Genomic DNA, 24,264 nt, shown 5'->3' on the forward strand with positions numbered 1-24,264 from the left:
CCGTCTCAGCCGCGCGGAACAGGGGGCGCGAAATGGCGACGGCCCGTGCGCCCGATGGTGACTCGCGGGCCGCCGGATTGCCTACCTTCGGACACACCTGCACACCCAGGGAGGGCCACGGTGAAGACGAAGGCGGCAGTCCTGACCGGCGTACACCAGCCGTTCGAGCTCATCGAGCTGGACCTCGACGGCCCCGAGAAGGACGAGATCCTCATCCGCTACGTCGCCGCCGGGCTGTGTCACTCCGACCTGCACGTCGCCGAGGGCGACATCCCGCCCCGCTACCCGATCGTCGGCGGCCACGAGGGCGCGGGCGTGGTGGAGGAGGTCGGCGCGGCCGTCACCAAGGTCAAGCCCGGCGACCACGTCGTGTGCAGCTTCATCCCGAGCTGTGGTCGCTGCCGGTACTGCTCCACCGGCAGGCAGAACCTGTGCGACCTCGGCGCCACCATCAGCGAGGGCTGCATGCCCGACGGCACGTTCCGCATGCACGCGAACGGCGTCGACTACGGGGGCACGTGCATGCTGGGCACGTTCTCCCAGTACGGCACGGTGAAGGAGGCCTCGGTCGTCAAGATCGATCCGAGCCTGCCGCTGGACGTCGCCGTGCTCGTCGGCTGCGGGGTGCCCACCGGCTGGGGAACCGCCGTGCACGCGGGCGCCGTCCGCCCCGGCGACACCACCGTCATCTACGGCATCGGCGGCATCGGCATCAACGCCGTGCAGGGCGCCGCGCACGCGGGCGCCAAGAACGTCGTGGTGGTCGACCCGATCGCGTTCAAGCGCGACACGGCGCTCAAGCTCGGCGCCACGCATGCCTTCGCGACCGCCGAGGAGGCACAGGCCGCCGTCGTCGACCTCACCCGGGGCCAGCTCGCCGACCAGGCGCTCATCACCGTCGGCGTGGTCGACCAGGCGGTGGTGTCCGCGGGCTTCGACATCGTCGGCAAGGGCGGCGTCGTCGTCCTCACCGGCCTCGCCCACCCGGAGAGCATCACCGTGCAGGTGTCCGGCAGCGTGATGACGCTGTTCGAGAAGACCGTGAAGGGCGCGCTGTTCGGCTCGTCCAACCCGCAGTACGACATCGTCAAGGCACTCGATCTCTACCAGGCGGGCAAGCTCAAGCTCGACGAACTGGTCACGGCCACCTACACGCTGGAGCAGGTCAACGACGGCTACCGGGATCTGGTGGAGGGCAAGAACATCCGCGGCGTGCTCATCCACGAGCACTGACGCGGGCGCGCAACCGGCCTTCTCGTGGATGGAAGGCCGGTGGACGCGCGCGTCGCGACCGGCCTAGGTTCGCGACGTGGACACCGACGTCGCCCCCACCACGACACCGGCCGTGGACCGGCAGCTGGCCGAGCGGCTCGGCATCCTCATCGCCCGGTTCGTGCGCGACCTCGCCGAGGCGCCCGCGCTGCCGCCCGGCAGGCAGTTGGCCGACGCGCTGGCGTCGCGGGTGCTGGCGGAGCTGGGTGAGCCTGCCCCGCCGGGCGACGGCGACGATCTCGCCGACCGCATCCTCGCCTACTGCCTCGCCAACCTGGCCGACCCGGAGCTGTCCGTCGAGACGGTGGCCGGGGCGCACGGCATCTCGACGCGCTACCTGCAGAAGGTCCTGCGGCGCAGGAAGATCCGGTTGTGGGCGTGGATCCGGAGCAGACGGCTCGAGCGGATCCGCGACGACCTGCGCGACCCCCGGCTGGCCCACCGCACGGTCTCCGCGGTGGCGGCACGCTGGGGTGTCACCGACGCGACCCACCTCAGCCGCGCGCTGAAGGCCGAGTTCGGCCGCACCGCCACGCAGATCCGCCACGGCAGCCGCCCATCCGGGCGATTGTCCTGAACCGAGAAGCGACGGAGAAGGTGGTGGCCGTTCGCCGTTGAACGGCCACCACCAGATCGGTGGAACCCCGCGGTCGGTCCCGGTCAGTCCTCGGGCGAGTAGTAGTCCAGCATTTCGAGGAACGTCTCGAACGCGGGTTTCGAGGGCCCGTAGGGCGCCTCGAGGTGGATGCTCAGTGGAAACCCGAGGTCGGCGACACCGTCGATCACGCGCTTGTACAGGTCGACGAGCTCGCGCTTGCGTTCGGCGAAGGACCGCTGGGACAGGCGCGCGACGAACTCCTGCTCCTGCTTGACGACGTCGTTGCCGGGGTCCTGGATGAGCCAGTCGATCAGCCGGACACTGCTCTCCATACCCGGCACGAAGCCGAAGGACAGCAGCAGCTCCGGCCGGTGCGGGCTGCGGGCCGCGAAGTCGCGGAGGAAGCCGACGATCGCGTCGGAGAACAGCAGCTGCGTCATGGCGAACGTGGCGCCCCGCTCGCATTTGAACGTGAGCCGGCCGTGCTCCCCTTCCCGCGTCGGGATGAGGACGACGCCGCGGTTGTCGACGACGTCGGTGAACTCCGCGAGGGCGTCGGTCGGCGCCATCCCTGGTCCCTCGCCGTCGCTCATCGTGCGGGGCACGCCGACGAAGACGACGCCGTCCATGCCGGCGCCGCCCAGCGCCTGCAGCCGCCGGGTCAGCTTCTGCTGGTCGAGGAACGCGGTGACCTGCGTGCAGATGCCCCGCACGTCGCCGAGTTCGGGCCGGATCGCCTGCCAGAAGTCCAGTGTGTCCATCTTCGGCTTGATCTCGATCGGCCGGTCCTCGTCCTCGGCGATCATGCCGGGAATGAGCACGTGCTTGATCCGTTCGGTCAGCCCACTGGCCTTGCCGTTGTCGACGACCTTCCGGGCGATCTCGACGGCCTTCTCGGCGCCGCCTTCGACGTCCGGTGGGACGAGCTCCAATGCGATGGTTTCCATGGGTCCTTCCGGCTCAGGTCTGGGGGATTGCCGACCGGGTGTCCGCGCCCCGCGGGCGAACCCCGCCCAGCGGGGCGCGGACGCGCCGTCAGTAGCGGTAGTGGTCGGGCTTGTAGGGGCCCTCCACGTCGACGCCGATGTAGGCGGCCTGCTCCTTGGTGAGCTTGGTGAGCTTCACCCCGAGCGCGTCCAGGTGCAGCCGTGCCACCTTCTCGTCCAGGTGCTTGGGCAGCACGTAGACCTGCTTGTCGTACTCGCCGGGCTTGGTGAAGAGCTCGATCTGGGCCATCACCTGGTTGGTGAAGCTGTTGGACATCACGAAGCTCGGGTGTCCGGTGGCGTTGCCGAGGTTGAGCAGCCTGCCCTCGCTCAGCACGATGATCGAGTGGCCGTCCGGGTAGACGTACTCGTGCACCTGCGGCTTGATCTCGACCTTCTTGATGCCCGGCGTCTTCTCCAGCCCGGCCATGTCGATCTCGTTGTCGAAGTGGCCGATGTTGCCGACGATGGCCTGGTGCTTCATCTTCGCCATGTGCTCGGCGGTGATGATGTCGAAGTTGCCGGTGGTGGTGATGAAGATGTCGGCGGTCTCCACGACGTCCTCGAGCGTGGTGACCTGGTAGCCGTCCATCGCCGCCTGCAGGGCGCAGATCGGGTCGATCTCGGTGATGATCACGCGGGCGCCCTGGCCGCGCAGCGACTCGGCGCTGCCCTTGCCGACGTCGCCGTAGCCGCACACGACGGCGACCTTGCCGCCGATGAGCGTGTCGGTGGCGCGGTTGATGCCGTCCACCAGCGAGTGGCGGCAGCCGTACTTGTTGTCGAACTTGGACTTGGTGACCGAGTCGTTGACGTTGATGGCCGGGAACAGCAGCTCGCCGGACTTGGCGAACTCGTACAGCCGGTGCACGCCGGTGGTGGTCTCCTCGGTGACGCCCTTGATGCCCTCGGCGATGCGGGTGAACCGCTTGGAGTCGGCGGCCAGGCTCCTGCGCAGCGTGGCCAGGATGACCTTGTACTCCTGCGGGTCGTCCTCGGCAGCCTCGGGCACGGCGCCTGCGGCCTCGAACTCGACGCCCTTGTGCACCAGCAGGGTCGCGTCGCCACCGTCGTCGAGGATCATGTTCGGGCCCGCGTCACCGAACTGGAAGAGCTGCTCGGTGCACCACCAGTAGTCCTCCAGCGTCTCGCCCTTCCAGGCGAACACCGACACGCCCTGCGGCTTCTCCGGCGTGCCGTTCGGGCCCACGACGACGGCCGCGGCGGCCTCGTCCTGGGTGGAGAAGATGTTGCAGGACACCCAGCGGACCTCGGCGCCGAGCTCCACCAGCGTCTCGATCAGCACGGCCGTCTGCACGGTCATGTGCAGCGAGCCGGCGATGCGCGCGCCCTTCAGCGGCTTCGACTCGGCGTACTCCTTGCGAGTCGCCATCAGGCCCGGCATCTCGTGCTCGGCCAGCCGGATCTGGTGCCGGCCGGCCTCGGCCAGCTTCAGGTCTGCGACGGCGAACTCGAGGCCGTTCACCTTCTGCAACTTCGCGCTCATGTTTCCCTTTCTTCTGGTTGAAGCACTCACGTGTTGAAGTACTTCGCTTCGGGGTGGTGGGCGACGATCGCGTCGGTCGACTGTTCGGGATGCAGCTGGAACTCCTCGGAGAGCTCCACGCCGATCCGCTCGGCCTCGAGCAGCTCGACGATCTTGGCCCGGTCCTCCAGGTCCGGGCAGGCGCCGTAGCCGAAGGAGAACCGGGCGCCCCGGTAGCCCAGCTTGAAGAACTGCTGCACGTCCTCGGGGTCCTCCTCGGCCACCGCGGCGCCGGAGGAGAACCGCAGTTCCTGCCGGATGCGGCGGTGCCAGTACTCGGCCAGTGCCTCGGTGAGCTGCACGCCGAGGCCGTGGATCTCCAGGTAGTCCCGGTAGGCGTCCTTGGCGAACAGCTCGCCTGCGTAGTCGGCGATGGGCTGGCCCATGGTCACCAGCTGCACGGGCAGCACATCCACCTGCCCGGTCTCCTCGGCCTTCTCCCGGGAGCGGAAGAAGTCGGCAAGGCACAGTCTCCTGTCCCGGCGCTGGCGGGGGAAGCTGAACCGCATCCGCTCGGGCGCGTCCGGCTCGTCCTTGTCGAGCACCACCAGGTCGTTGCCCACCGAGTAGCACGGGAAGTAGCCGTAGACCAGTGCGGCGTGGGCGAGGATGCCCTGGGTGGACAGCTCGTCGACCCAGGCGCGCAGCCGGGGCCTGCCCTCGGTCTCCACGAGCTCCTCATAGGACGGTCCCTCGCCCTGGCGGGCGCCGCGCAGGCCCCACTGGCCGAAGAACGTCGCCCGCTCGTCCAGCAGCGAAAGGTAGTCGGCCACCGGCACTCCCCTGACCACGCGGGAGCCCCAGAACGCGGGCGTGGGCACCGGCACGTCGGCGTCCACATCGGACCGGGTCGTATCGTCGAGCGACGGTTCCTCGCCCTGGGCGGCCTTGCGCTGCTCCGCGATCCGCAGCGAGCGTTCGCGCCGGGCCTTGCGCTCGGCCTTCTTCGCCTGCTCCGCCTCGTCCTCGGCCGGGGTCTCGCCTCGTTTGACCGCCATCAGCCGGTCCATGAGGTTGAGCCCCTCGAAGGCGTCCTTGGCGTAGCGGACGTCGCCCTCGTAGACCTCGTCGAGGTCGTTCTCCACGAACGTGCGGGTCAGCGCCGCGCCGCCCAGCAGCACCGGGTACTTCTGCGCCACCCCGCGGGCGTTCATCTCCTGCAGGTTGTCCTTCATGATCACGGTGGACTTCACCAGCAGGCCGGACATGCCGATGGCGTCGACCTTGTGCTCCTCCGCGGCCTCCAGGATGGCGTTGATCGGCTGCTTGATGCCGATGTTCACCACGTCGTAGCCGTTGTTGGAGACGATGATGTCGACCAGGTTCTTGCCGATGTCGTGCACGTCGCCCTTGACCGTGGCCAGCAGCAGCTTGCCCTTGCCGCCGGAGTCGTCCTTCTCCATGTGCGGCTCGAGGTAGGCCACCGCCGTCTTCATCACCTCGGCCGACTGCAGCACGAACGGCAGCTGCATCTGCCCGGAGCCGAACAGGTCACCGACGACCTTCATGCCGGCGAGCAGGTTCTCGTTGATGATGTCCAGCGGCGGCTTCTCGGCCATCGCGGCGTCGAGGTCGGCCTCGAGGCCGTTGACCTCGCCCTCGATGATGCGCTTCTCCAGCCGCTCCAGCAGCGGCAGCTTGGCCAGCTCCTCGGCCCGCGACGCCTTGCTCGAGGAGGCGGTCTTGCCCTCGAACAGCGCCATGAGCTTCTGCAGCGGGTCGTAGCCCTCGGCACGCCGGTCGTAGATCAGGTCGAGCGCCACCTCGCGCGGCTCGTCCTCGATCTTGTTCATCGGCAGGATCTTCGACGAGTTCAGGATCGCCGAGTCGAGCCCGGCCTCGCGGCACTCGTGCAGGAACACCGAGTTGAGCACCTGCCGCGCCGCCGGGTTCAGACCAAAGGAGACGTTGGAGAGCCCGAGCGTGGTCTGCACGTCCGGGTGCCGCCGCTTGAGCTCGCGGATCGCGTTGATCGTCTCCAGCGCGTCCTTGCGGACCTCCTCCTGACCGGTGGTGATGGGAAACACCAGGCAGTCGACGATGATCGCCGACTCCTCCATCCCCCAGTTGGTGGTCAGGTCCTCGATGGCCCGCTCGGCGACCCGCAGCTTCCAGTCGGCGGTGCGGGCCTGCCCCTCCTCGTCGATACAGGTGATCACCACCGAGGCGCCGTGCTCGACGGCCATGCGCATGACCCGGTCGTAGCGCCCGCCCGGCTCGGTGCCGTCCTCGTAGTTCACCGAGTTGATCGAGCACCGGCCACCGAGATGCTCCAGCCCGGCCTCGATCACGTCCGGCTCGGTGGAGTCGACCATGATCGGCAGCGTGGAGGCCGTCGCCAGCCGCGAGGCCAGCTCCCGCATGTCCTCGGTGCCGTCGCGGCCCACGTAGTCCACACAGAGATCGAGCATGTGCGCGCCCTCACGGGTCTGCGCCTTGGCGATCTCGACGCAGTCCTCGTAGCGCGCCTCGAGCATCGCCTCCCGGAACTTCTTCGACCCGTTGGCGTTGGTGCGCTCGCCGATGTTGAGGATCGAGGCGTCCTGCTCGAACGGCACCGACTGATACACCGACGACACCGCCGGCACGACCTCCGGGGTGCGTTCCCTCGGCTGCAGGCCGGCCACCGCCTCGACCACGGCGCTGACGTGCTCGTTCGTGGTGCCGCAGCAGCCGCCCACCAGCCGGGCGCCGAACTCGGTGACGAACCCGGACAGCGCCTCGGCCAGCTCGTCCGGCCGCAGCGGGTACACCGCCCCGTTGGGACCCAGCTCGGGCAGGCCGGCGTTGGGCATCACCGACAGCGGCACCCGCGCGTGGTCGGCGAGCACCCGCAGGTGCTCGCTCATCTCCGCGGGGCCGGTGGCGCAGTTCATGCCGATCAGGTCGATGCCCAGCGGCTCCAGCGCCGTCAGCGCCGCACCGATCTCCGAGCCCACCAGCATCGTGCCGGTCTGTTCGACGGTCACCTGCGCGATGATCGGCACCCGGCGCCCGGCCTGCTCCATGGCCCGCTTGGCGGCGACGATCGCCGCCTTGGTCTGCAGCAGGTCCTGCGAGGTCTCCACCAGCACCGCGTCGATCCCGCCGTCGAGCAGGCCGAGCACGTTGTCCACGTAGGCGTCGCGCAGCGTCGCGTACGGGGCGTGCCCGAGGGTGGGTAGCTTCGTGCCCGGCCCCACCGAGCCGAGGACGAACCGCGGGCGGTCGGGGGTGGAGAACTCGTCGGCGGCCTGCCTGGCCAGCACCGCGCCCTTCTCCGCGAGGTCGCGGATGCGCTCGGTGATGCCGTACTCACCGAGGTTGGCCAGGTTGGTGCCGAAGGTGTTGGTCTCGATGGCGTCCGAACCGGCCTCCAGGAAGCCCCGGTACACCGAACTGACCACGTCGGGACGGGTCTCGTTGAGGATCTCGTTGCAGCCCTCCAGCTGGGCGAAGTCGTCCAGCGTCAGATCGTGGGCCTGCAGCGCCGTCCCCATCCCGCCGTCGGCGACGAGCACCCGCCGGTTCAGTTCGGCGAGGAAACGACTGTCGCTGTCCATACTCCCGCTCACACTCGCAGCTTCGACTCGATCTCGGCCGCGGCGTCGTTGCCGTAGGTCTTGGCGATCCGCTTGGAGAAGTCGGCGCGGTCCAATGTGTACTCCTGGGTGCCGACCGTCTCCAGAACGATCGCCGCCAGCGTACAGCCCACCTGCGCGGAGCGTTCGAGGCTCAGCTTCGCGTGCAGGCCCCACAGGAACCCGGCGCGGAACGCGTCACCCACACCGGTGGGGTCGACCTCCTCGCTCACGTCGTGTGCCGGGACGAACACGGGCTCGAACCCGTCGCCCTCGATGCGCACACCCTCCGAACCGTGGGTCATCACCCAGCGGCCGACCCGCTGACGCACCTCGTCCGCCGTCCAGCCGGTGGCCTTGAGCAGCAGCGACGTCTCGTACTCGTTGGTGAACAGGTAGGCCGCGCCGTCGACCAGCTTGCGGATCTCCGGGCCCTCCATGCGGGCCAGCTGCTGCGAAGGGTCGGCGGCGAAGGGGATGCCGCGCTCGCGGCACTCCTCGGTGTGGCGCACCATCGCCACCGGGTCGTTCGGCGCCACGACCACCAGGTCCAGGCCACCCAGGCGGTCGGCGACGGCCTGCAGCTCGATGTTGCGGGCCTCCTCCATCGCGCCCGCGTAGAACGACGCGATCTGCGCCTGCGTCTCGTCGGTGGTGCACAGGAAGCGGGAGGTGTGCCGCGTCTGCGACACGTGCACCGACTTCGTGTCGACCCCGTGACGCTCGAGCCACGAACGGTAGTCGTCGAAGTCGGTGCCCACGGCCCCGACCAGGACCGGGTTCATGCCCAGGCAGCCCAGCCCGAACGAGATGTTCGCCGCGACACCTCCCCGCCGGATGTCGAGCTGGTCGACCAGGAACGACAGGGACACCTTCTCGAGCTGGTCGGCGACGAACTGGTCGGAGAACTTGCCGGGAAAGACCATCAGGTGGTCGGTGGCGATGGAGCCGGTCACCGCGATACGCATAACAGGGCACTCCTCACATCGTGGGCTGGGCGGGGCGCGAGGCGGACCCGGCCGCGCGCGGGCTCACGCGGCCGGGCCGGACCACCGTCAGGCCTTGGCGGCGTCCTTCAGAGCGGGGGCGCGGTCGGTGCGCTCCCACGGCAGGTCCGCGTCCGGCCGCCCGAAGTGCCCGTAGGAGGCCGTCTGCGCGTAGATCGGGCGCAGCAGGTCCAGATCGCGGATGATCGCGGCGGGCCGCAGGTCGAACACCTCGTCGATCGCCTTCTGGATCTTCTCCGGCGCCACCTTCTCGGTGCCGAAGGTCTCCACGAACAGGCCCACCGGCGCCGCCTTGCCGATGGCGTAGGCGACCTGGATCTCGGCACGGTCGGCGAGGCCCGCCGCGACGATGTTCTTGGCCACCCAGCGCATCGCGTACGCCGCGGAACGGTCCACCTTCGACGGGTCCTTGCCCGAGAAGGCACCGCCACCGTGCCGGGCCATGCCGCCGTAGGTGTCCACGATGATCTTGCGGCCGGTGAGACCGGCGTCACCCATCGGGCCGCCGACCACGAACCGGCCCGTCGGGTTGATGAGGATCCTGGGGTCCTCGGCCTCCAGTCCCAGCGACGAGATCTCCGGGGCGATGACCTTCTCCCGCAGGTCCACCGCGAGCATCTTGTCCAGGTCGACGCCCTCGGCGTGCTGGCTGGAGATCACCACGGTGTCCAGGCGCACCGGCTGCTCACCGGCGTACTCGATGGTCACCTGCGTCTTGCCGTCCGGCCGCAGGTACGGCACCGTGCCGTCCTTGCGCACCTGGGTCAGCCTGCGCGAGAGGCGGTGCGCCAGTGCGATCGGCAGCGGCATCAGCTCCGGCGTGTCGGTGCAGGCGTAGCCGAACATGAGCCCCTGGTCACCGGCGCCCTGCTTGTCCAGATCGTCCAGGGCGTTCTCCAGCCGCGTCTCGTACGCGGTGTCCACGCCCTGCGCGATGTCGGGCGACTGGGAGCCGATCGCCACGTTCACGCCACACGAGGTGCCGTCGAAGCCCTTGTCCGACGAGTCGTAGCCGATGTCGAGGATCTTCTCCCGCACCAGCGTGGGCACGTCCACGTACGCGTCGGTGGTCACCTCACCGGCCACGTGCACCTGGCCGGTGGTGATCAGCGACTCCACCGCGACGCGGCTGCGGGGGTCCGCGGCGAGCATCGCGTCCAGGATCGTGTCGCTGATCGCGTCACACATCTTGTCCGGGTGGCCCTCGGTCACGGACTCGCTGGTGAACAACCTTCGGTTTGCAGTCACAGTGCTTCCCTTGCTGTCGTCAGGCGCGTCAGGCGCGCAGGCTTGTGGTCAGGGGCGCACACAGCGTGCGTGCGCGCCCGGAGGGCACAGCTGGAGTGTGTCAGGACCGCGCGTGGAAGATGCCCCACGCGAGATTGCCGGCACGGCCGCCTTCGACCCAGTTCCTCAAACCCACCTTCATCCGCGTCAGATACTCGTTACTAACGCTGGCGGAGATGTCGTCGTTACGACGCTCGGTCTCCTCCAGGACGCGACCGTAGTGGGTGGCCAGCTGGTGCGTGTGGTCCTCGAACTCGATCGAGGACATGCCGAGCCGGTTCAGCTCCCGCCGGTAGAAGTCCGGCGAGCCCATCGTGTCGAGGTGCAGCCGTTCCAGGATCGGCCGCAGCGCCGTCTTGTCGCAGGTGTCGGAGGCCATCGGGTCGGTGAAGATGAACTCGCCCTTCGGCTTGAGGACCCGGGCCACCTCGCGCAGCACCTGGCTGCGGTCACCGCTGTGCAGCATCGCGTCCTGCGACCAGACGACGTCGAACTCGTTGTCGTCGAAGGGCAGGTCCTCGAACGACCCGTCGACCACGTCGATCAGCCCGTCGAGCCCCTGCTGGACGTTGTACTTGCGGTTGCGCTCGTTCTCGACCTCGCTGAGGTTGAGGCACGTGACCTTGCAGCCGTAGGTCTTGGCGAGGTAGCGCGCGGCGCCGCCGTAGCCGGCCCCGATGTCGAGCACCCTGCTGTCCTTGGTGAGCCCGGTCTTGCTCGCCATGCGCTCCACCGTGCGCCTGCTGGCGGGCGCGATGGCCTCGTCCGGTGTCTCGTAGAGACCGACGTGGATGTCCTCGCCGCCCCAGATCGAGTAGTAGAAGTTGTCCGCGTCGTCGGAGTTGTAGTAGTCACGCGCCACGCCGACCGCACCCGAGTAGGTGGGTGCGTCGTCGCTGGTCTTGATGTACTGCTTCTCCGCGACGTGGATGAGGAAGTCCGGGTCGTCGGCGGTGAACGTCTCCTGGAAGTCGCCGTAGGTCTCGACCCGCTGGAAGCCCACCTCGCGCAGCAGCCGCCGCACGTAGTCCTTGCGCAGCGGGAACATGTTGAGGTGGTACTGCGACTCGTCGGGGAAGCGGTACCGGAACCGCGCCAGCCCCTCGTCGACGTACTCGGGCTCCGCGGTCACCTGGTCGCCGCAGTAGTAGTACGTGTGCTTGCTCGAGTAGCCGTTGTCCAGGATCGCGTCGTAGTTGCGCTGGTCCAGGATCAGGATGCCGTCGTGCTTGAGCACCGCGTAGAACTCGGCGAGCGCCTTGCGGCGGTCCCGCTCGGAGAAGAGGTGGGTGAAGGAGTTGCCAAGGCAGACCACGGCGTCGAACTGGCCGTGCACGTCGCGGTTGAGCCAGCGCCAGTCGGCGTGCACGACGCGCAGGATGTGGCCGCCGTAGCTCAGGCCGTTCTCGAAGGCCTTCGTCAGCATCTCGGCGCTGCCGTCGACGCTGACCGTGTCGAACCCCTCCTCGATGAGCCGCACCGAGTGGAAGCCGGTGCCGGTCGCGACGTCGAGCACCGACTTGACGCCACGGGACTTCAGCAGGTCGACGAAGAACTTGCCCTCGCTCTCGTAGCGCTTCTTCCAGTCGATCAGCTCGTCCCACTTCTCCACGAAGCCGGTGACGTACTCGTTGGTGTAGTGGTCGGAGTCGCGAACCTCCAGCGGGTCCGGACCGAACGCCTGCTCCGGGTGTGCCTCTATCCGGGTCTCGTTCTCTTCACCGGACTCTCGCACGTCCATTTGGCCAGGCATCGAATCCTTCATTGCGTTTCCCTTCAGGTTCGGCCGAAATCAGCGTCTTCTCGGATCCGCGTTCGCGTTCACGACACTTTTTTCGTTTCCTCCTCCGCATGTGGGCATGCGTCCGGGCACACCCGTGCCATCGCCGGAAAAAGGGCGCACGAGAACACAGGCCGGCGACCAGCGTTCGAAGAGCACGCGTGGTCGGTGCACATTGCGGCCCGTAATGCGCCTGCACGGCGCAGCCAAGTACCGGATCGGCACGGATCCGGCCCCTTCACCCCGACTCGGCAGATTGCAGCCCATCGACGCTGATCCGGAGCAAACCGCCTTGACTCAATCTATTGAGCCGAGCGCGACCCAATCAATGGGTCGATTGCGTGAACAGGGTTTTCACCCCTCGTATAACTCCGGCGGGCACGATCCGCACTCCCGGGCGCAGGGCGCACGCGCCCGAGGGGCCACACAGTACGGGCATACCGGGTGGTAGTCGCGCTGTGCGGACGTCTTTCCCACACCCTCTTGACAGCCGAACCAAGGGTATTGTGCTCCACGCAACAGCTTCACTCGGATGGAGCAGCGAATGCTACTCAAGGTTGCCCTGGGTGCCTATTTGGCACTCCGTCTAGTCCGTGAGCCTGACAAGTGGTGCCCCAGTTGAGTTCGTAGCGTACTCAGCAACGCGTTGCGCATCGATCAACAAATCCGCCATCCGGAACACCGGGCGATCATCCGGGTACCCCGGGCAACGGTCGCCGAACCCCTCCCGGGCAGCGACGTGCCCCCGCCGCGCGCTCCGTGTTACCCCGCAACGCCGAAACCGTAACCCAATAGTTGCATAGGCTTAGCATCCCGCGAGTCCTGCATTCCAGCCCGCGAGTCCCGCACTCAGGCCCGCGAGTTCTGCGCTCCGAACCACGAGTTCTGCGTTCGGATCCGAAACCGGGCGCCAGAAAACGCACCACCCGGCGAACACCGCCGCTTTACGGAACCGGACGGCAGGCGCACGGCATCGCCCGCACCCGGATTCGCGAAAACGGCGCGAACCCCCGGCGAAACGACCCGGAACCGCGGTTCCCGGCAACGGCGGAAACCGGAAGCCGCCAGCGCGCGCCGGAGCAGTTCCCGCCGTGTTCCGGACGAGTCTCAACGCGGCGACGCGGGGACCGGTGCCAGCCGAGCCGTGCCGTCGTAGCCGCCGTCCGGCTCCGGCAGGCCGAACAGCGCGCCCACGGTGGGCGCCACGTCCACCGTCCGCGCCGGGGCCGACGAGGTGCCCGGCGTGACGGCCGGGTGGCCGCCGGTGACGAAGAACGGGATCGGCGCGGTCGCGGGGTGCCCGTGGTTGCCGGGAATCGGGTTCGACCACACCTGCGGGTCGGTGAACCGCCAGCCCGCGCGGCAGTACACCACCAGATCACCCGCCTCGGGCCCGAGCCGCAGTTGGCCGGGCTCGTGCGCCGACAGCACGCCGTCGGTGGCCAGCGCAAGCCGCCGCATCCGCGCCACGGCCTCGGCGCGCTCGGCGTCCGGCCCGGTGAACGTCAGCAGGTCCGCACCGCCGTTCTGCGCGATGGCGACTCGGCGCTCCAGCAGCGGGTCACCCTCCATCGTGGACCGCAGCGAGATGGTCCGGTGCGGCAGCGACCAGTCCATGGAATGGTCGGCGAGCACGATGAGCACGCTGGAGGCCCAGCGCCCCGTGTCGCGCAGGTGCCGCACGAACCGGCCGACGACCAGATCGGTCGCCCACAGCGCGGCGGAGCGGGCGGCCCGCAGTGTCGTGCCGGTCAGATCCGTGTGCCCCACGCGGTCGACGTCGCCGAGGTTGCAGAACACCAGGTCCGGATCGGACTCGTCGACCATCGCGATCAGCGCGTCGGCCGTGGCGAGGTCGGGCGCGTGCCCGCTGACCGGCACGATCGGGAACGGCTCCCAGCGCACGCTCGCGCGCTCGCCGAAGATGCCGTAGAGGTACTCCTTGCTCAGCACGCTGCCGGTGGTCCTTCCGGTGGCGGCGAGCCGGTCGAGCAGCGTCGCGCCGCGCAGATCGGCCGGGCGGTCCAGCGTCCGCACGGCGCCCTCGGCCCGGTCGTAGACGGAGTTGGCGGGCACACCGGACCGGTCGGGCCGCACTCCGGTCATCATCATCACGTGGTTGGGGATGGTCTCCGTGACCGGCAGCGACCGCGCGGCGGGAAAGTGCGTCCCGGCCTCGCGCAGGCGCAGCAGCGTGGGGGTCAGCACGGGGCCGATCTCGTCGGGACGCAACCCGTCCACCACGAGCACGTACACGCGTGGGCCCTGCGGTGCCGCGGCCGCCGGCGCCGTGCCCGCGGCGGCGGAGAGGACGACGGCGGCGCCGGTGCCGGTGGCGACGCGGAGGAACCGGCGGCGGGAGTACTCGGTCATCGCAGCGGCTCCCCCGTGCGCTGGACGCGCTGGGTCCCGGCGCGCACCACGAACGACGCGTTGTGCCGGGCCGCGCTCGCCGGATCGGTCCGGTCGGCGAGCGCGAACCAGTCCATCTGTACCGCGGCGGGCGTGACCTCGACCACGGAGTAGCCGTGGGAGTCCAGCTCGACGTACTTGAGGTGCGGGTTGGCGACCCGGATGGCCGCCTCCACGCCCACCGACGCGGTGCGTGGCGGCACCCCGAGGATGTCGTCGATGTTGTCGCTGGTCACCGACGTGCACACCAGCTCGGTGCCCACCGAGTCGCGGGTGAGCGGGTACGTCAGCGGGTCCGCGGGCAGCTCCGCCGCCCACGCGGAGTGGATGTCGCCGGTGAGGAACACGGTGTCGCGCACACCGTGGTCGCGCAGCGCGCCGAGCACCCGGGCGCGGTCGGCGGTGTAGCCGTCCCACTGGTCGACGTTGACCGGCACGCCTTCCAGCGGACCGGTGAGCTGCGACAGCGCCTCCAGCTCGCGCGTCGAGAGCGTCGATGGGAAACGCACCGGCGCGATCATCACCGGGTTGCCGACGAGCTTCCACTGGGCGCCGGAGGTGACCAGCCCCGCGGTGAGCCAGCCCAGCTGCTCGCTGCCGGTGATGGTGCGAGCCGGGTCGGAGATCACCGGGTCCAGCGGGTGGGCGGCCTGCCTGCTGCGGTAGGTGCGCAGGTCGAGCATCGACAGCTCGGCCAGTGCGCCGAAGGCGATCCGCCGGTACAGCCTGCCACCGGGCTCGTAGCGCACGGGCATCCACTCGGCGTAGGCCTGCTGGGACGCCGCGCGCCGCCCGGCCCAGGTGCCCTCGGCGGGCTCGGTGTGGTTCTCCGCGCCGCCGGACCAGGCGTCGTTGGCCGACTCGTGGTCGTCCCAGGTGACGACGAACGGCACGCGGGCGTGCAGCGCCCGCAGGTCGGGGTCGGTCTTGTACTGGGCGTGCCTGCGCCGGTAGTGCTCCAGCGTGGTCATCTCGACGGGCGGGTCGTGCGGCCGGACGAGCACCTCGCCCGCCTGGTAGCCGCCGGGCGCGTACTCGTAGAGGTAGTCGCCGAGGTGCACGACGAGGTCGAGGTCGTCGCGCTCGGCGAGGTGCCGGTAGGCGGAGAAGTGGCCGGCCTGCCAGTTGGAGCACGACACGACGCCGAAGCGCAGGCGGGCGAGAGCACTGCCGGTGGCGGGCGCGGTCCGGGTGCGCCCGGTGGGCGACACGGCGCCGCCGAGGCGGAAGCGGTACCAGTACCACGTGCCGGGTGCGAGTCCGGTCACGTCGGCCTTGACGGTGTGGTCGCGCGCGGGCCCGGTGGCGACCGTGCCGCGCCGCACGATCCTGGTGAAGGCCTCGTCGAGCGCGACCTCCCAGCGGACGCTCACCTCGGGGCCGGCGCCGGAGCCGGGCAGCGCCTCCGCGGCCGGGGTGACCCGCGTCCACAGCAGCACACCGGTCGGCAGCGGGTCTCCGGAGGCGACGCCGTGCGCGAACGGCCCGGCCGCAGCCGCGGCCGCCGGTGGCACGGCCAGCAGCCCCGCGCCCGTGGCGGCGAGGGCACCTCCCGCCCGCAGAACCTCACGGCGGCTTAGTGCGGACTGTGCTCGACTATTCACGCGGGGACACATTTCACGAATAGCGACGACTTGTCACTACCAGTCAGTAACCGTTCAGCTGAACTTCAACTGGATGGAGTAGAAAGGGAGGTGATCACACGACGGTCATCCTTGATTCGACCGTTATTCGTATGTAACTATCGGGCTACATTTCACCGAATTGGCCCCAACGCGGGTGAATATCTGGGTGTGGGAGTCGCCGGCATGAACCAGGTGCGCTTTGCGTTCCAGCCGCTGTACAGCCTGCACACCGGTGGGGTTGTGGCGGTGGAGGCGCTGGCGCGCCCGTCCTCCGGCGGGGTCGGCGATCTGCTCGGCTCCGCGCTCCGGCGCGGCAGACTCGTCGAAGTCGACGTGAACCTCGCGGCCCGCGCGATTCTTGACGAAGCCCCCCACGCGACGCTGCTCCCCCTGCACCTCAACATCACCGCCCTCACGGCGGCGGCCCCGAAGCCCGCGCTGCAGCCGCTGTTCGACGCCCTCACCGAGGCGGGCAGGCGACCGCGTGAACTGGTGCTCGAGATCGGCCCCCCGTTCCACGGCATCGCGCCGAGCGCGATGCTGGCCGGGCTGTCCCGGCTGGCGGAGCTGGGTTTCCGCCTCGCCTTCGACGGCCTCGGCGCGGGCGACCTACCGCTGAACCTGCTCGCGGAGGCGCCGGTGGACATGGTGAAAATGGACCGCACCGCCCTGCGCAGGCTGCCCGACGACTCGGCGACGGTCGCGCTGGTGGAATCGCTGGTGCATTTCGCCGCACGGACGCAGGTGCGCCTGGTGGCGACGGGCATCGAGAGCGAGGCGCAGCTGAACACCGTGCGGCAGCTGGGAATCCGCATCGTGCAGGGCAACCTGTTCGCTCCGGCGCGGCGCGGCATGGTGTCCACCGGCACCGTCACGCTGGCGACCCCGGACCCGCATGTGGGCCCGCACACGTTCACGCCGACCGCGGCCCACACCGTCAAGGACTTCCTGCGCCCGGCCACCACGCTGCCCGCGGAGGCGACCTGCGAGGAGGTGCGCAACGTCCTCATCGAGAGCGACGCGCCCACGGGCATCGTCGGTGTCGACGACCAGGGGCGTCCACAGTGGTCGATCGACCGCACGCGGTTCCTGCTCGCCGTCACCGGGCCGTTCGGGCATGCCCTGCACGCGCACCGGCCTGCCGAGCGGCTGGCCGACGCGCCGCACGTGATCCGCAACGGGGCCGCGGCGCTGGAGCTGCTGGACCTGATCGCCGACGCGGACTGGGACCGCAGCGGCGACGACGTCGTGGTGGTGGACGACTCGGGCCGCTGCCAGGGGGTCGTGCTGGTCAACGAGGTGGTGCGCGGCATGGCGGAGGCCAAGGTGGAGGAGGCCGCCGCGCTGAACCCGCTCACCCGGCTCCCGGGCAGCGACTCGGTGGCTCGCGACGTCGACCGGCGCATCGCCGCGGGCCAGCCGGTGGTCGTCGGCTGGCTCGACATCGACTCGTTCAAGCGCGTCAACGACTCCGTGGGCTTCGCCGCGGGTGACGACCTGATCCGGGCGCTGGGCCGCAAGCTCACCGACCTCAGCAACCGGCTCGGGGGCGTGACGGTGAGCCACGTCGGCGGCGACGACTTCCTCATCGCCTGCGACATCGACAAGATCACCACGGTGGCGGACGGCCTGCTGGACACGCCGTGGTCGGCGGAGAACCTGCCGGTGACCGTGTCACTGGCGACGCTGGTGTGCGCGGGAGCCACGGTGGGCTCCTACCGCGAGATCTCCCGGCTGCTGGCGCCGCTGAAGAAGCACGCCAAGGACGTCACCGGCTCCAGCTGGGTCAACAGCTGGCCGGGCACCGAGAAGATCGAGGTGCTCAGGGGCATCAGCCCGCAGCAGATGCCCCGGCAACGGCCCGCCAGCTGACGCTCGCGATCCGGCCCCCGGCAGGAGAGTGCCCCGGTGCGGCTGGGGGTCCCGCACCGGGGCACTCATCAGGCCACGGCGTCCTGGGGAGGGAGGACGGACGCCGGGCACGTCATCGAAACATGAAACATGTTGCGATCACTTCATGTTTCAGCATACGTCATGGAGTCGCCTTTGCATAGGTTTCCATGGCCGTGTATCGACCGTGCGCGGCTGAGAACGCAGCGCAACAGTCGACATGTCGCCTACCGTCCGGCGATCCGGCGCGACGGCGGCCGGGCGCGTCGGCGCGGGACGCTGGGCGGCGTTCGGAAGCCCGCCGCAAACCTCCTCCTGGAGCCACGTTCTGCCAACGGCCTAGCCCTGCGCCGCCTCGCGGTAGGCGGCTGCCTTGCGCCGGAGTTGTTCGGCGCGGTCGCGGTCGTCCCCCGTGCCGGTGCCGTCGAGCCGGTCGGCGAGGTAGTCGGCGTCGTCGGCGAGCCTGCGCACCTCGTCGGGCGACCTGCCGGCCGCCTCCCGGCGAGCCTCCTCGGCGGCACGTTCCGCCGCGCTCAGCCAGGCCCCTGGCGGCGGTTCCGGTGCGGCATGCAGGCGGGCGTCCCGCGCGAACGTGTCCCGCACCTGCGCCGCCGCCCTGCCGAGGACACCGGCCAGCGCTGCGGGCGCGCCGGTGTCGTGCTCGGCGGCGTCGTAGTCGTCCCACAGGGCCCCGGCCGCGAGCGGCCCCACGGCCTCGGCCGGATGCACCCAGTGCCCGCCCTCCCCGGGATGACCGTCCTCGGGTTCGAGGCGGACGATTCGTCCCAGCGGCGCACCGGAACCGTCCACAATGGTCGCGGCGAGTTCGCGGGCCCGGCCCCGAGCCGCGGCCTCCACGGGGTGGCTCAGGAAGTGCACGCGGTGGACACTGCGCCAGCATGCGAGGGCGTCCTCGCCGGGGAAGGGGCCGCGCGCGGCGAGTGCGGGCTCGACTCGCTCGCCAGGGGGTGCGAGCAGGCGCGCGCGGCCCGTGGTCGGTGAGGCGTTGTCAACCCGCCGCACGGATGTCGCCTGCGGGTCGTGTGGTCGCTTCCCGCAGGCCAGCGCATGATGACAACGGCTCAGTGCGTCGGCATAGGCGGCGACGTGCGCCCGCTCGAAGGGACCGTAGGGTTCCCGGTCACCGCGATGCGACAGGGCCGTGGCCGGGTAGTCGCGCCGCAGCCGTTCCCAGTCCTGTTCGGACACGTCGGCGGCCGGCTCGGGACCGCCCAGAACGTAGAGGCCGGGCGTGTCGCCGATCCGGTGATACGGGTGCCGCAGGTAGCCGGCGAGGCGAACGTGGGCGTCCGCGGCGTCGAGCGCCGCGACCCGGACCTCCACGTACGCCACCCACAGCCGGACGGCCCTCCCGCGCCGGCGTTTCTCCCAGGCCTCGACCTCGGCCAGCTCCTGCCGCGCCCGGTCGGCTTCGGTGCTGTGGTCGTGCGCCGCGAAGCGCCGAGCCCGCCGCCGGGCGTCGACGACGGCCCAGGCCACCCAGGCCAGGTCGCCGTGTGTCACGCGCGTCGCTCCCCCTCCCTCTCGTACGGCCAGCCCGACGCGAGGGCCAGCAGTTCTCCCGTGAGCTCGAGCATGGCGAGACACTCGTGGCAGTAGCCGTTGCCGTGGCCGTCCGCGAGCCAGAGACTTCCCGGTGGCGTGAACCGCCGGGGGATCGCGCACTCCGCGCAGATCTCCTGGACGTCCCGTCCCGTCATACCGCCACAGCTCCCCAGTACTTCGTGCGCCCGCCGTTGCGAAGCCGGCGACGCGGCCGTGTTCCAGGGGGTCCCACGACCGGCGTCACCGGGGGCTAACGTGACAGGTGTCGAACTGCACGTAGCCACGACCCAATGTAGCGCGCTACACAGTAGCCCGCTACCGGAACGGCGTGGCCTATTCGGGTGACGCTGCGGCGTCACCACGAGCAGAGAGGTGACGCCTTGGTCGAACCGGGTAAGACTGCGGTCCGTCGCGCCATCGGCCGCCAGCTCAAGCGCATGCGCAACGACAGGGGCATCAACCTGTCGACCGCCGCCAAGGTGACCGAGAACGGGCCCAAGGCGCTGATGCAGGTGGAGCGGGGCCGGAACCTGCCGCAGCTGGCCGACATCGAGGCGCTGCTGTCGACCTACAACCACAGCGAGCAGATCCCGCACTTCCAGCACGTGCTCACCGAGGCAGGCGCCAACAAGCCGAAGGACTGGTGGGAGCGCCGGTTTCCCGCCGAGGTGGTGGGCGAGCAGGCGAAGCTGCTGCTCAGCTGCGAGGCCTCCGCCGTGGAGCTGATGGTCTACCAGGCGCAGCTCGTGCCCGACCTGTTCCGCACGGCCGGCTACGCCGAGGCGGTGCTGCGTGCCGAGGACCCCGAGCTCGACGACGAGGAGGCCGGCTTGGGGGTCAGCCTCGTGCAGGGCAGGCAGGAGGTGCTCGAGCGGGCCGACGCGCCGCGCATCACGTGCGTGCTCGACGAGGCGGCGCTGCGCAGGAGGGTCGGCGGCACCGACGTGCTGCGCGCCCAGCTCGAGCACCTGGCCGAACTGGCCCGCAGGCCACGGATCGACATTCGCGTGCTCACCGACGACCTCGGTGCCCACCCGGGCTCGGGCGGCAGCTTCACCCGCATCGTGCTGCTCCCGGAGCTGCCGACCTACCCGGGCATCGTGCACGTCAAGGTGGGACCGCACGACGTCTACTACGAGGAGCCGGACGAGATCGCACCGTTCGACACCATCTTCGCGCGGCTGCGGGAGCAGGCGCTGCCCGCCGACGAGTCGCTCGCCGCGATCGAGGAGGCCGCGCGCCGCGACTAGAGTGCCGGGCGAACGGTCCGGTGACGGCAGCAGCAGGGAAGGGCTCCCCGTCGTGGTGACGCCGACGCACGTCGTGACGAGCGACTGGTTCGCCATGCGCATCAGAACCCTTCGCGAGGCGAGCGGGCTCACCCCGGACCAGCTGGCCAAGGCCATCGGCCGCAGCCCGCAGAGCGTCCGGCATTTCGAGGCGAGAAACCGCCCGATCAACACCGCCTACGTCGAGGACTCACTCGGCGGGCTCGGTCACGGCCACCTCATCGAGCCGTACACCCGGATCGTGGACCGGTCCAAACAGGCGCCGCTGTGGTGGCTGGACGCGATCCCGAAGCTGACGAAGTCGCAGAAGCCGCCTGCGCTGGAGCAGCTCGAACTGCTCGTGAACTTCGAGGCCTCCGCCGCCTCGCTGCGGATCTACGCGCCGCACTGCGTGCCCGACCTGGTCCAGACACCCGCGTACACGGCCGCGCTGCGCGAGTTCGGCGAGCCGCCGCTCGGGCCGCTGCAGGCGAGCCTGCTGCCCGGACGGCAGGGCGTGCTGGCCCAGAACGAGCCGGACGTGCACCTGCTGCTCGACGACGCCGTGCTGCGCAGGGCCGTCGGCGGGCCGGCGGTGCTGCGGGAGCAACTCGCGCACCTCGGCTCGCTCGCCGAGCGCCACCATGTCACGGTGCAGGTGCTCCCCTCGGCCGTCGCCGCCCAGGCGGCCGCCGAGGGCAACTTCACGCTCCTGGACCTGGCGGAGGAACTCGAGCACGATCCGGGTGCCGTGTTCGTGCGGACCGCCGCCGACTGGGTGCATTTCCGTGAGCCCGCGAAGGTCGGCGCCTACCGCGCGCGCTGGGCCGCGCTCCTGCGCGACGCGCTCACGCCCGCCGACTCTCTCGCGACGATCGGGCACGCGGCCCGCGAACTCCCTGCCATCTGACATTCCCCTCAGTGGTCTGCTCAGGTGTTGGCGGCGCGGCCTGTCTCCTGACGGTGCCGGCCGCGCCGCCAACGGCTACCTGTTGCGGATGAACGGTCCTGTAACAGCAGCCGTGCACCACGGTAGCAGACTGCTCCGTAGCGCGCTACACCGCGTCGGTGCCCGCCTGCTTCTGCTGCTCCGCCAGGAAGTGAGCGACTTCCACTGTGGATGGATAGAGGTCGCGGTAGCGAGCGTAGAACTCGTCGTAGACGGCGGTCCTGGCCGGCTCGGGACGCACGGTCGACCGCACCGGGTTCCAGCCGCCGATGTCCGGTTCCAGCCCGACGGCGCTCGCGGCGAGCAGCGCGTCGCCGAACGCGGCGCCGACCGTTTCCCTGGGCACCTGCTGGGCGGCGCCGGTCACGTCGGAGACGATCTGCGTCCACAGCCCGCCCTGCACGCCACCGCCGACGGCGACCAGCCTGCGCGCCACTCCCCCCGCGCCCGCCATCGCCTCCAGGTTGTGCCGCACACCGTAGGCGATGCCCTCCAGCGCCGCCCGGTACAGCTCGCCGAGGCCGTGGCCCGTCGTCAGCCCGGCGATGACGCCGCGGGCGTCGGGGTCGAACAACGGCGTGCGTTCCCCGGCGAAGTACGGCAGCAGGAGCAGACCCCTGCTGCCCGCGGGAACCCGGGCGGCCTGCGCGACGAGCGTGGCGAAGTCCCCGCCCGCCAGCCTGCGCAGCCAGTCGGTGATCGCGCCGGAGGTCGCCATGCCGGCGGCGAGCGAGTAGGTGCCGGGCACGACGCCGCGCGTGGTCCACAGGCCCGGATCGGGCGTCGGGTCGGTGAGCACCTGGGTGAGGAACATCGTCGTCCCGTACATCACCATCGTGTCGCCGGGTTCGGTGACGCCGACACTGGCGCCCTCGGCCCACGCGTCGACGGTGCCCGCGGTGACGGGCAGGCCCTCCGGAAGACCGGTCTGCCCGGCGGCGGCCGCCGTGACCGTGCCCGCCACCTCGTTCGGCCACAGCAGCCGGGGCAGGTCGATGCCGGGCGCGACGAGCCGCGCCCAGTCGCCGGCCCAGTCCGCCGCGCGCAGGTCGTACATCGGATCGCACTGGCTGGCCGAGTGGTGGTCGAGCACGTACTCGCCGGTGAGCCGGTGGACCAGGTAGGAGCTGGCCATCAGAAACAGCTCGGTGCGCTCGAAGATGCCCGGCTCGTGGCGGGCCAGCCAGCGCCATTTCGGCCCGACCGCCTGCGACGACAGCGGCGTGCCGCAGCGGCGCAGGATCGCCTCCGCGCCGAGTTCGGCGGTCAGTTCCGCGATCTCGCGGCTCGCCCGCGTGTCGACGCCGTAGAGGATGGCGGGGCGCAGCGGGCGCCCTGCCGCGTCGGCGGGCAGCAGCACGGGCCCGATGCCGCTCACGGCGAGCCCGGCCAGCGGCCGCGAGCCCGCGGCGGCGGTCAGCTCGTGGGACAGCTCCACGAAGTCGCGCCACCACACGGTCTCGGCGTCGTGCTCGACCCAGCCTGGCCGCGGAAACGACGTCTCGTGCGTCCGGCTCGCCCTGGCCAGCACCTCCCCGGACGGGTTCACCAGCACGCCCTTCGAGCTGGACGTTCCGATGTCGATGCCGATCAGCAGCCCCTGGGAGGTGATCACCAGGCGACGCTAGGTCGCCGCGAACGGCGCTGTCAACACGCCGATCCCGACGGTCCACACCGGACTCGCCGCCGCGTCAGGGTAGCTCGTCGCGCGCGGTGGGCCCCCAGTTGTCGAGCAGGCTCATCCTGGCTTCGAGCAGCGACGGGTTGCGCAGGTCGAGCACGTGCACGCCACGCCACGGGTAGAACCCGATCCGTTCCAGCATCGCCGCCATGCGCACGCTCGCGAGCTCGGCCGAGATGCGGTCGGGGCAGGCAGCCCTGAAGTCGGCGGGCGAGACCCGGCACGCCGCGAGCCGCGTGGAGTGGGCGAGCGTGCGCAGCGTGCCCGCGATGAGCGGGGCGGCGAGCCCGTGCCCGCGCCAGTGCGGGGCCAGCCGCACGTCGCGCAGGATCACCATCCGGGGCGCGCCGTCGCTGATCTGGGCGTCCAGGTCGGGATGGAGCCGTCCGTCGCTGGAGTCGAGCACGGTCTCGGCGATGTACTCCAGGGCCCACTCGCCGAGCGCGACGGAGTCGAGCAGGTTGCGTTCCCGCCGCAGATCGGCGATCACCAGCGAGATGTCGGCGACGTGCCGGACGTGGTCGGGGCAGCCCTCCCCCGCCCAGACGTCGGCCGACACCTCCCACCGCTCGGGCAGATGATCCTCGTCGTCGATGTGCCACCAGAGCCGTTCGTGCTTGATGGACAGCCGGATGGAAAGCGGGTTCGCGGGTAGGTCAGCTGCATCAGGTGCCATTGTCATACCGGCCACCCCACTCATGTCGTCGACGCAGTCGGCCGTGGGCCCTGCGTCATATTCCGACAATGAACATGACGGTGGCAAGAGTGCGCAGTGACGTTCCCGTAACAAAGATTTCCCGCTCCGGCCATACGCCGATAAGCCGGATGAACGTTTTT

17 protein-coding genes are annotated in these 24,264 nt (G+C 70.2%); 5 read left to right on the top strand and 12 right to left on the bottom strand.

Annotated features, from left to right (window positions below; genetic code table 11):
- The first annotated feature begins 120 nt into the window (after nucleotides 1-120).
- Nucleotides 121-1,233: an NDMA-dependent alcohol dehydrogenase gene (locus BAY60_RS33400; protein WP_112285352.1), complete on the top strand. Its 1,113-nt coding sequence runs from the start codon at nucleotides 121-123 to the stop codon at nucleotides 1,231-1,233.
- Between the two features lie 76 nt (nucleotides 1,234-1,309).
- Entirely contained in the window at nucleotides 1,310-1,849 is a 540-nt protein-coding gene (locus tag BAY60_RS33405; protein WP_112285353.1) for a helix-turn-helix transcriptional regulator, read from the top strand.
- A gap of 83 nt (nucleotides 1,850-1,932) precedes the next feature.
- Here the strand turns inward: BAY60_RS33405 and BAY60_RS33410 are convergent, their stop codons facing one another.
- The 8 genes from BAY60_RS33410 to BAY60_RS33445 form a co-directional block, all read right to left on the bottom strand.
- Nucleotides 1,933-2,817 carry a mycobacterial-type methylenetetrahydrofolate reductase gene (locus tag BAY60_RS33410; protein WP_112285354.1) on the bottom strand — a complete coding sequence of 295 codons (885 nt, stop codon included), beginning with the start codon at nucleotides 2,815-2,817 and terminating at the stop codon, nucleotides 1,933-1,935.
- 88 nt (nucleotides 2,818-2,905) lie between these two features.
- Entirely contained in the window at nucleotides 2,906-4,363 is a 1,458-nt protein-coding gene (gene ahcY, locus BAY60_RS33415) for an adenosylhomocysteinase (RefSeq protein WP_112285355.1), read from the bottom strand.
- 26 nt (nucleotides 4,364-4,389) lie between these two features.
- Entirely contained in the window at nucleotides 4,390-7,944 is a 3,555-nt protein-coding gene (metH, locus tag BAY60_RS33420) for a methionine synthase (protein WP_112285356.1), read from the bottom strand.
- Nucleotides 7,945-7,952: 8 nt separating this feature from the next.
- Nucleotides 7,953-8,930 (bottom strand): carbohydrate kinase family protein, encoded by a 978-nt coding sequence (locus tag BAY60_RS33425; protein ID WP_112285357.1) that lies wholly within the window; start codon nucleotides 8,928-8,930, stop codon nucleotides 7,953-7,955.
- An 87-nt stretch (nucleotides 8,931-9,017) separates the two neighbouring features.
- The gene (gene metK / locus BAY60_RS33430) at nucleotides 9,018-10,217 is read right to left on the bottom strand and encodes a methionine adenosyltransferase (protein ID WP_112285358.1); all 1,200 of its coding nucleotides are present in this window, start codon (nucleotides 10,215-10,217) and stop codon (nucleotides 9,018-9,020) included.
- 100 nt (nucleotides 10,218-10,317) lie between these two features.
- Entirely contained in the window at nucleotides 10,318-12,009 is a 1,692-nt protein-coding gene (locus tag BAY60_RS33435) for a glycine/sarcosine N-methyltransferase (RefSeq protein ID WP_245992919.1), read from the bottom strand.
- Between the two features lie 1,134 nt (nucleotides 12,010-13,143).
- Nucleotides 13,144-14,409, bottom strand: a complete 1,266-nt coding sequence (locus tag BAY60_RS33440; RefSeq protein ID WP_112285360.1) for an alkaline phosphatase family protein — start codon at nucleotides 14,407-14,409, stop codon at nucleotides 13,144-13,146.
- Nucleotides 14,406-16,064 (bottom strand): alkaline phosphatase D family protein, encoded by a 1,659-nt coding sequence (locus BAY60_RS33445; RefSeq protein WP_112285361.1) that lies wholly within the window; start codon nucleotides 16,062-16,064, stop codon nucleotides 14,406-14,408. Before BAY60_RS33445 ends, BAY60_RS33440 begins: the two co-directional genes overlap by 4 nt.
- 192 nt (nucleotides 16,065-16,256) lie before the next feature.
- On the opposite strand from BAY60_RS33445, the gene BAY60_RS33450 reads away from it, so the two are divergent.
- A complete protein-coding gene (locus tag BAY60_RS33450) occupies nucleotides 16,257-17,945 on the top strand; it encodes a GGDEF domain-containing protein (RefSeq protein ID WP_112285639.1) in 1,689 nt (562 codons plus the stop codon).
- A gap of 357 nt (nucleotides 17,946-18,302) precedes the next feature.
- Here the strand turns inward: BAY60_RS33450 and BAY60_RS33455 are convergent, their stop codons facing one another.
- A complete protein-coding gene (locus BAY60_RS33455) occupies nucleotides 18,303-19,487 on the bottom strand; it encodes a hypothetical protein (protein WP_112285362.1) in 1,185 nt (394 codons plus the stop codon).
- Nucleotides 19,484-19,684: a hypothetical protein gene (locus BAY60_RS33460; protein ID WP_112285363.1), complete on the bottom strand. Its 201-nt coding sequence runs from the start codon at nucleotides 19,682-19,684 to the stop codon at nucleotides 19,484-19,486. The genes BAY60_RS33455 and BAY60_RS33460 overlap by 4 nt, the downstream gene beginning before the upstream one ends.
- Nucleotides 19,685-19,909: 225 nt before the next feature.
- Between BAY60_RS33460 and BAY60_RS33465 the strand changes: the two genes are divergently transcribed.
- Both BAY60_RS33465 and BAY60_RS33470 read left to right on the top strand, forming a co-directional pair.
- The gene (locus BAY60_RS33465; protein ID WP_112285364.1) at nucleotides 19,910-20,779 is read left to right on the top strand and encodes a DUF5753 domain-containing protein; all 870 of its coding nucleotides are present in this window, start codon (nucleotides 19,910-19,912) and stop codon (nucleotides 20,777-20,779) included.
- A gap of 52 nt (nucleotides 20,780-20,831) precedes the next feature.
- Nucleotides 20,832-21,707 carry a helix-turn-helix domain-containing protein gene (locus BAY60_RS33470; RefSeq protein ID WP_146771122.1) on the top strand — a complete coding sequence of 292 codons (876 nt, stop codon included), beginning with the start codon at nucleotides 20,832-20,834 and terminating at the stop codon, nucleotides 21,705-21,707.
- Between the two features lie 145 nt (nucleotides 21,708-21,852).
- Here the strand turns inward: BAY60_RS33470 and BAY60_RS33475 are convergent, their stop codons facing one another.
- Together BAY60_RS33475 and BAY60_RS33480 are read right to left on the bottom strand one after the other, a co-directional pair.
- Complete coding sequence (locus tag BAY60_RS33475) at nucleotides 21,853-23,361, bottom strand: FGGY-family carbohydrate kinase (protein ID WP_425466500.1); 1,509 nt, start codon at nucleotides 23,359-23,361, stop codon at nucleotides 21,853-21,855.
- A 76-nt stretch (nucleotides 23,362-23,437) separates the two neighbouring features.
- Nucleotides 23,438-24,109: a hypothetical protein gene (locus BAY60_RS33480; protein ID WP_146771123.1), complete on the bottom strand. Its 672-nt coding sequence runs from the start codon at nucleotides 24,107-24,109 to the stop codon at nucleotides 23,438-23,440.
- Nucleotides 24,110-24,264: the final 155 nt, after the last annotated feature.

The sequence above is a fragment of the Prauserella muralis genome (assembly GCF_003202285.1).
Taxonomy (GTDB): Bacteria; Actinomycetota; Actinomycetes; order Mycobacteriales; family Pseudonocardiaceae; genus Prauserella_B; species Prauserella_B muralis.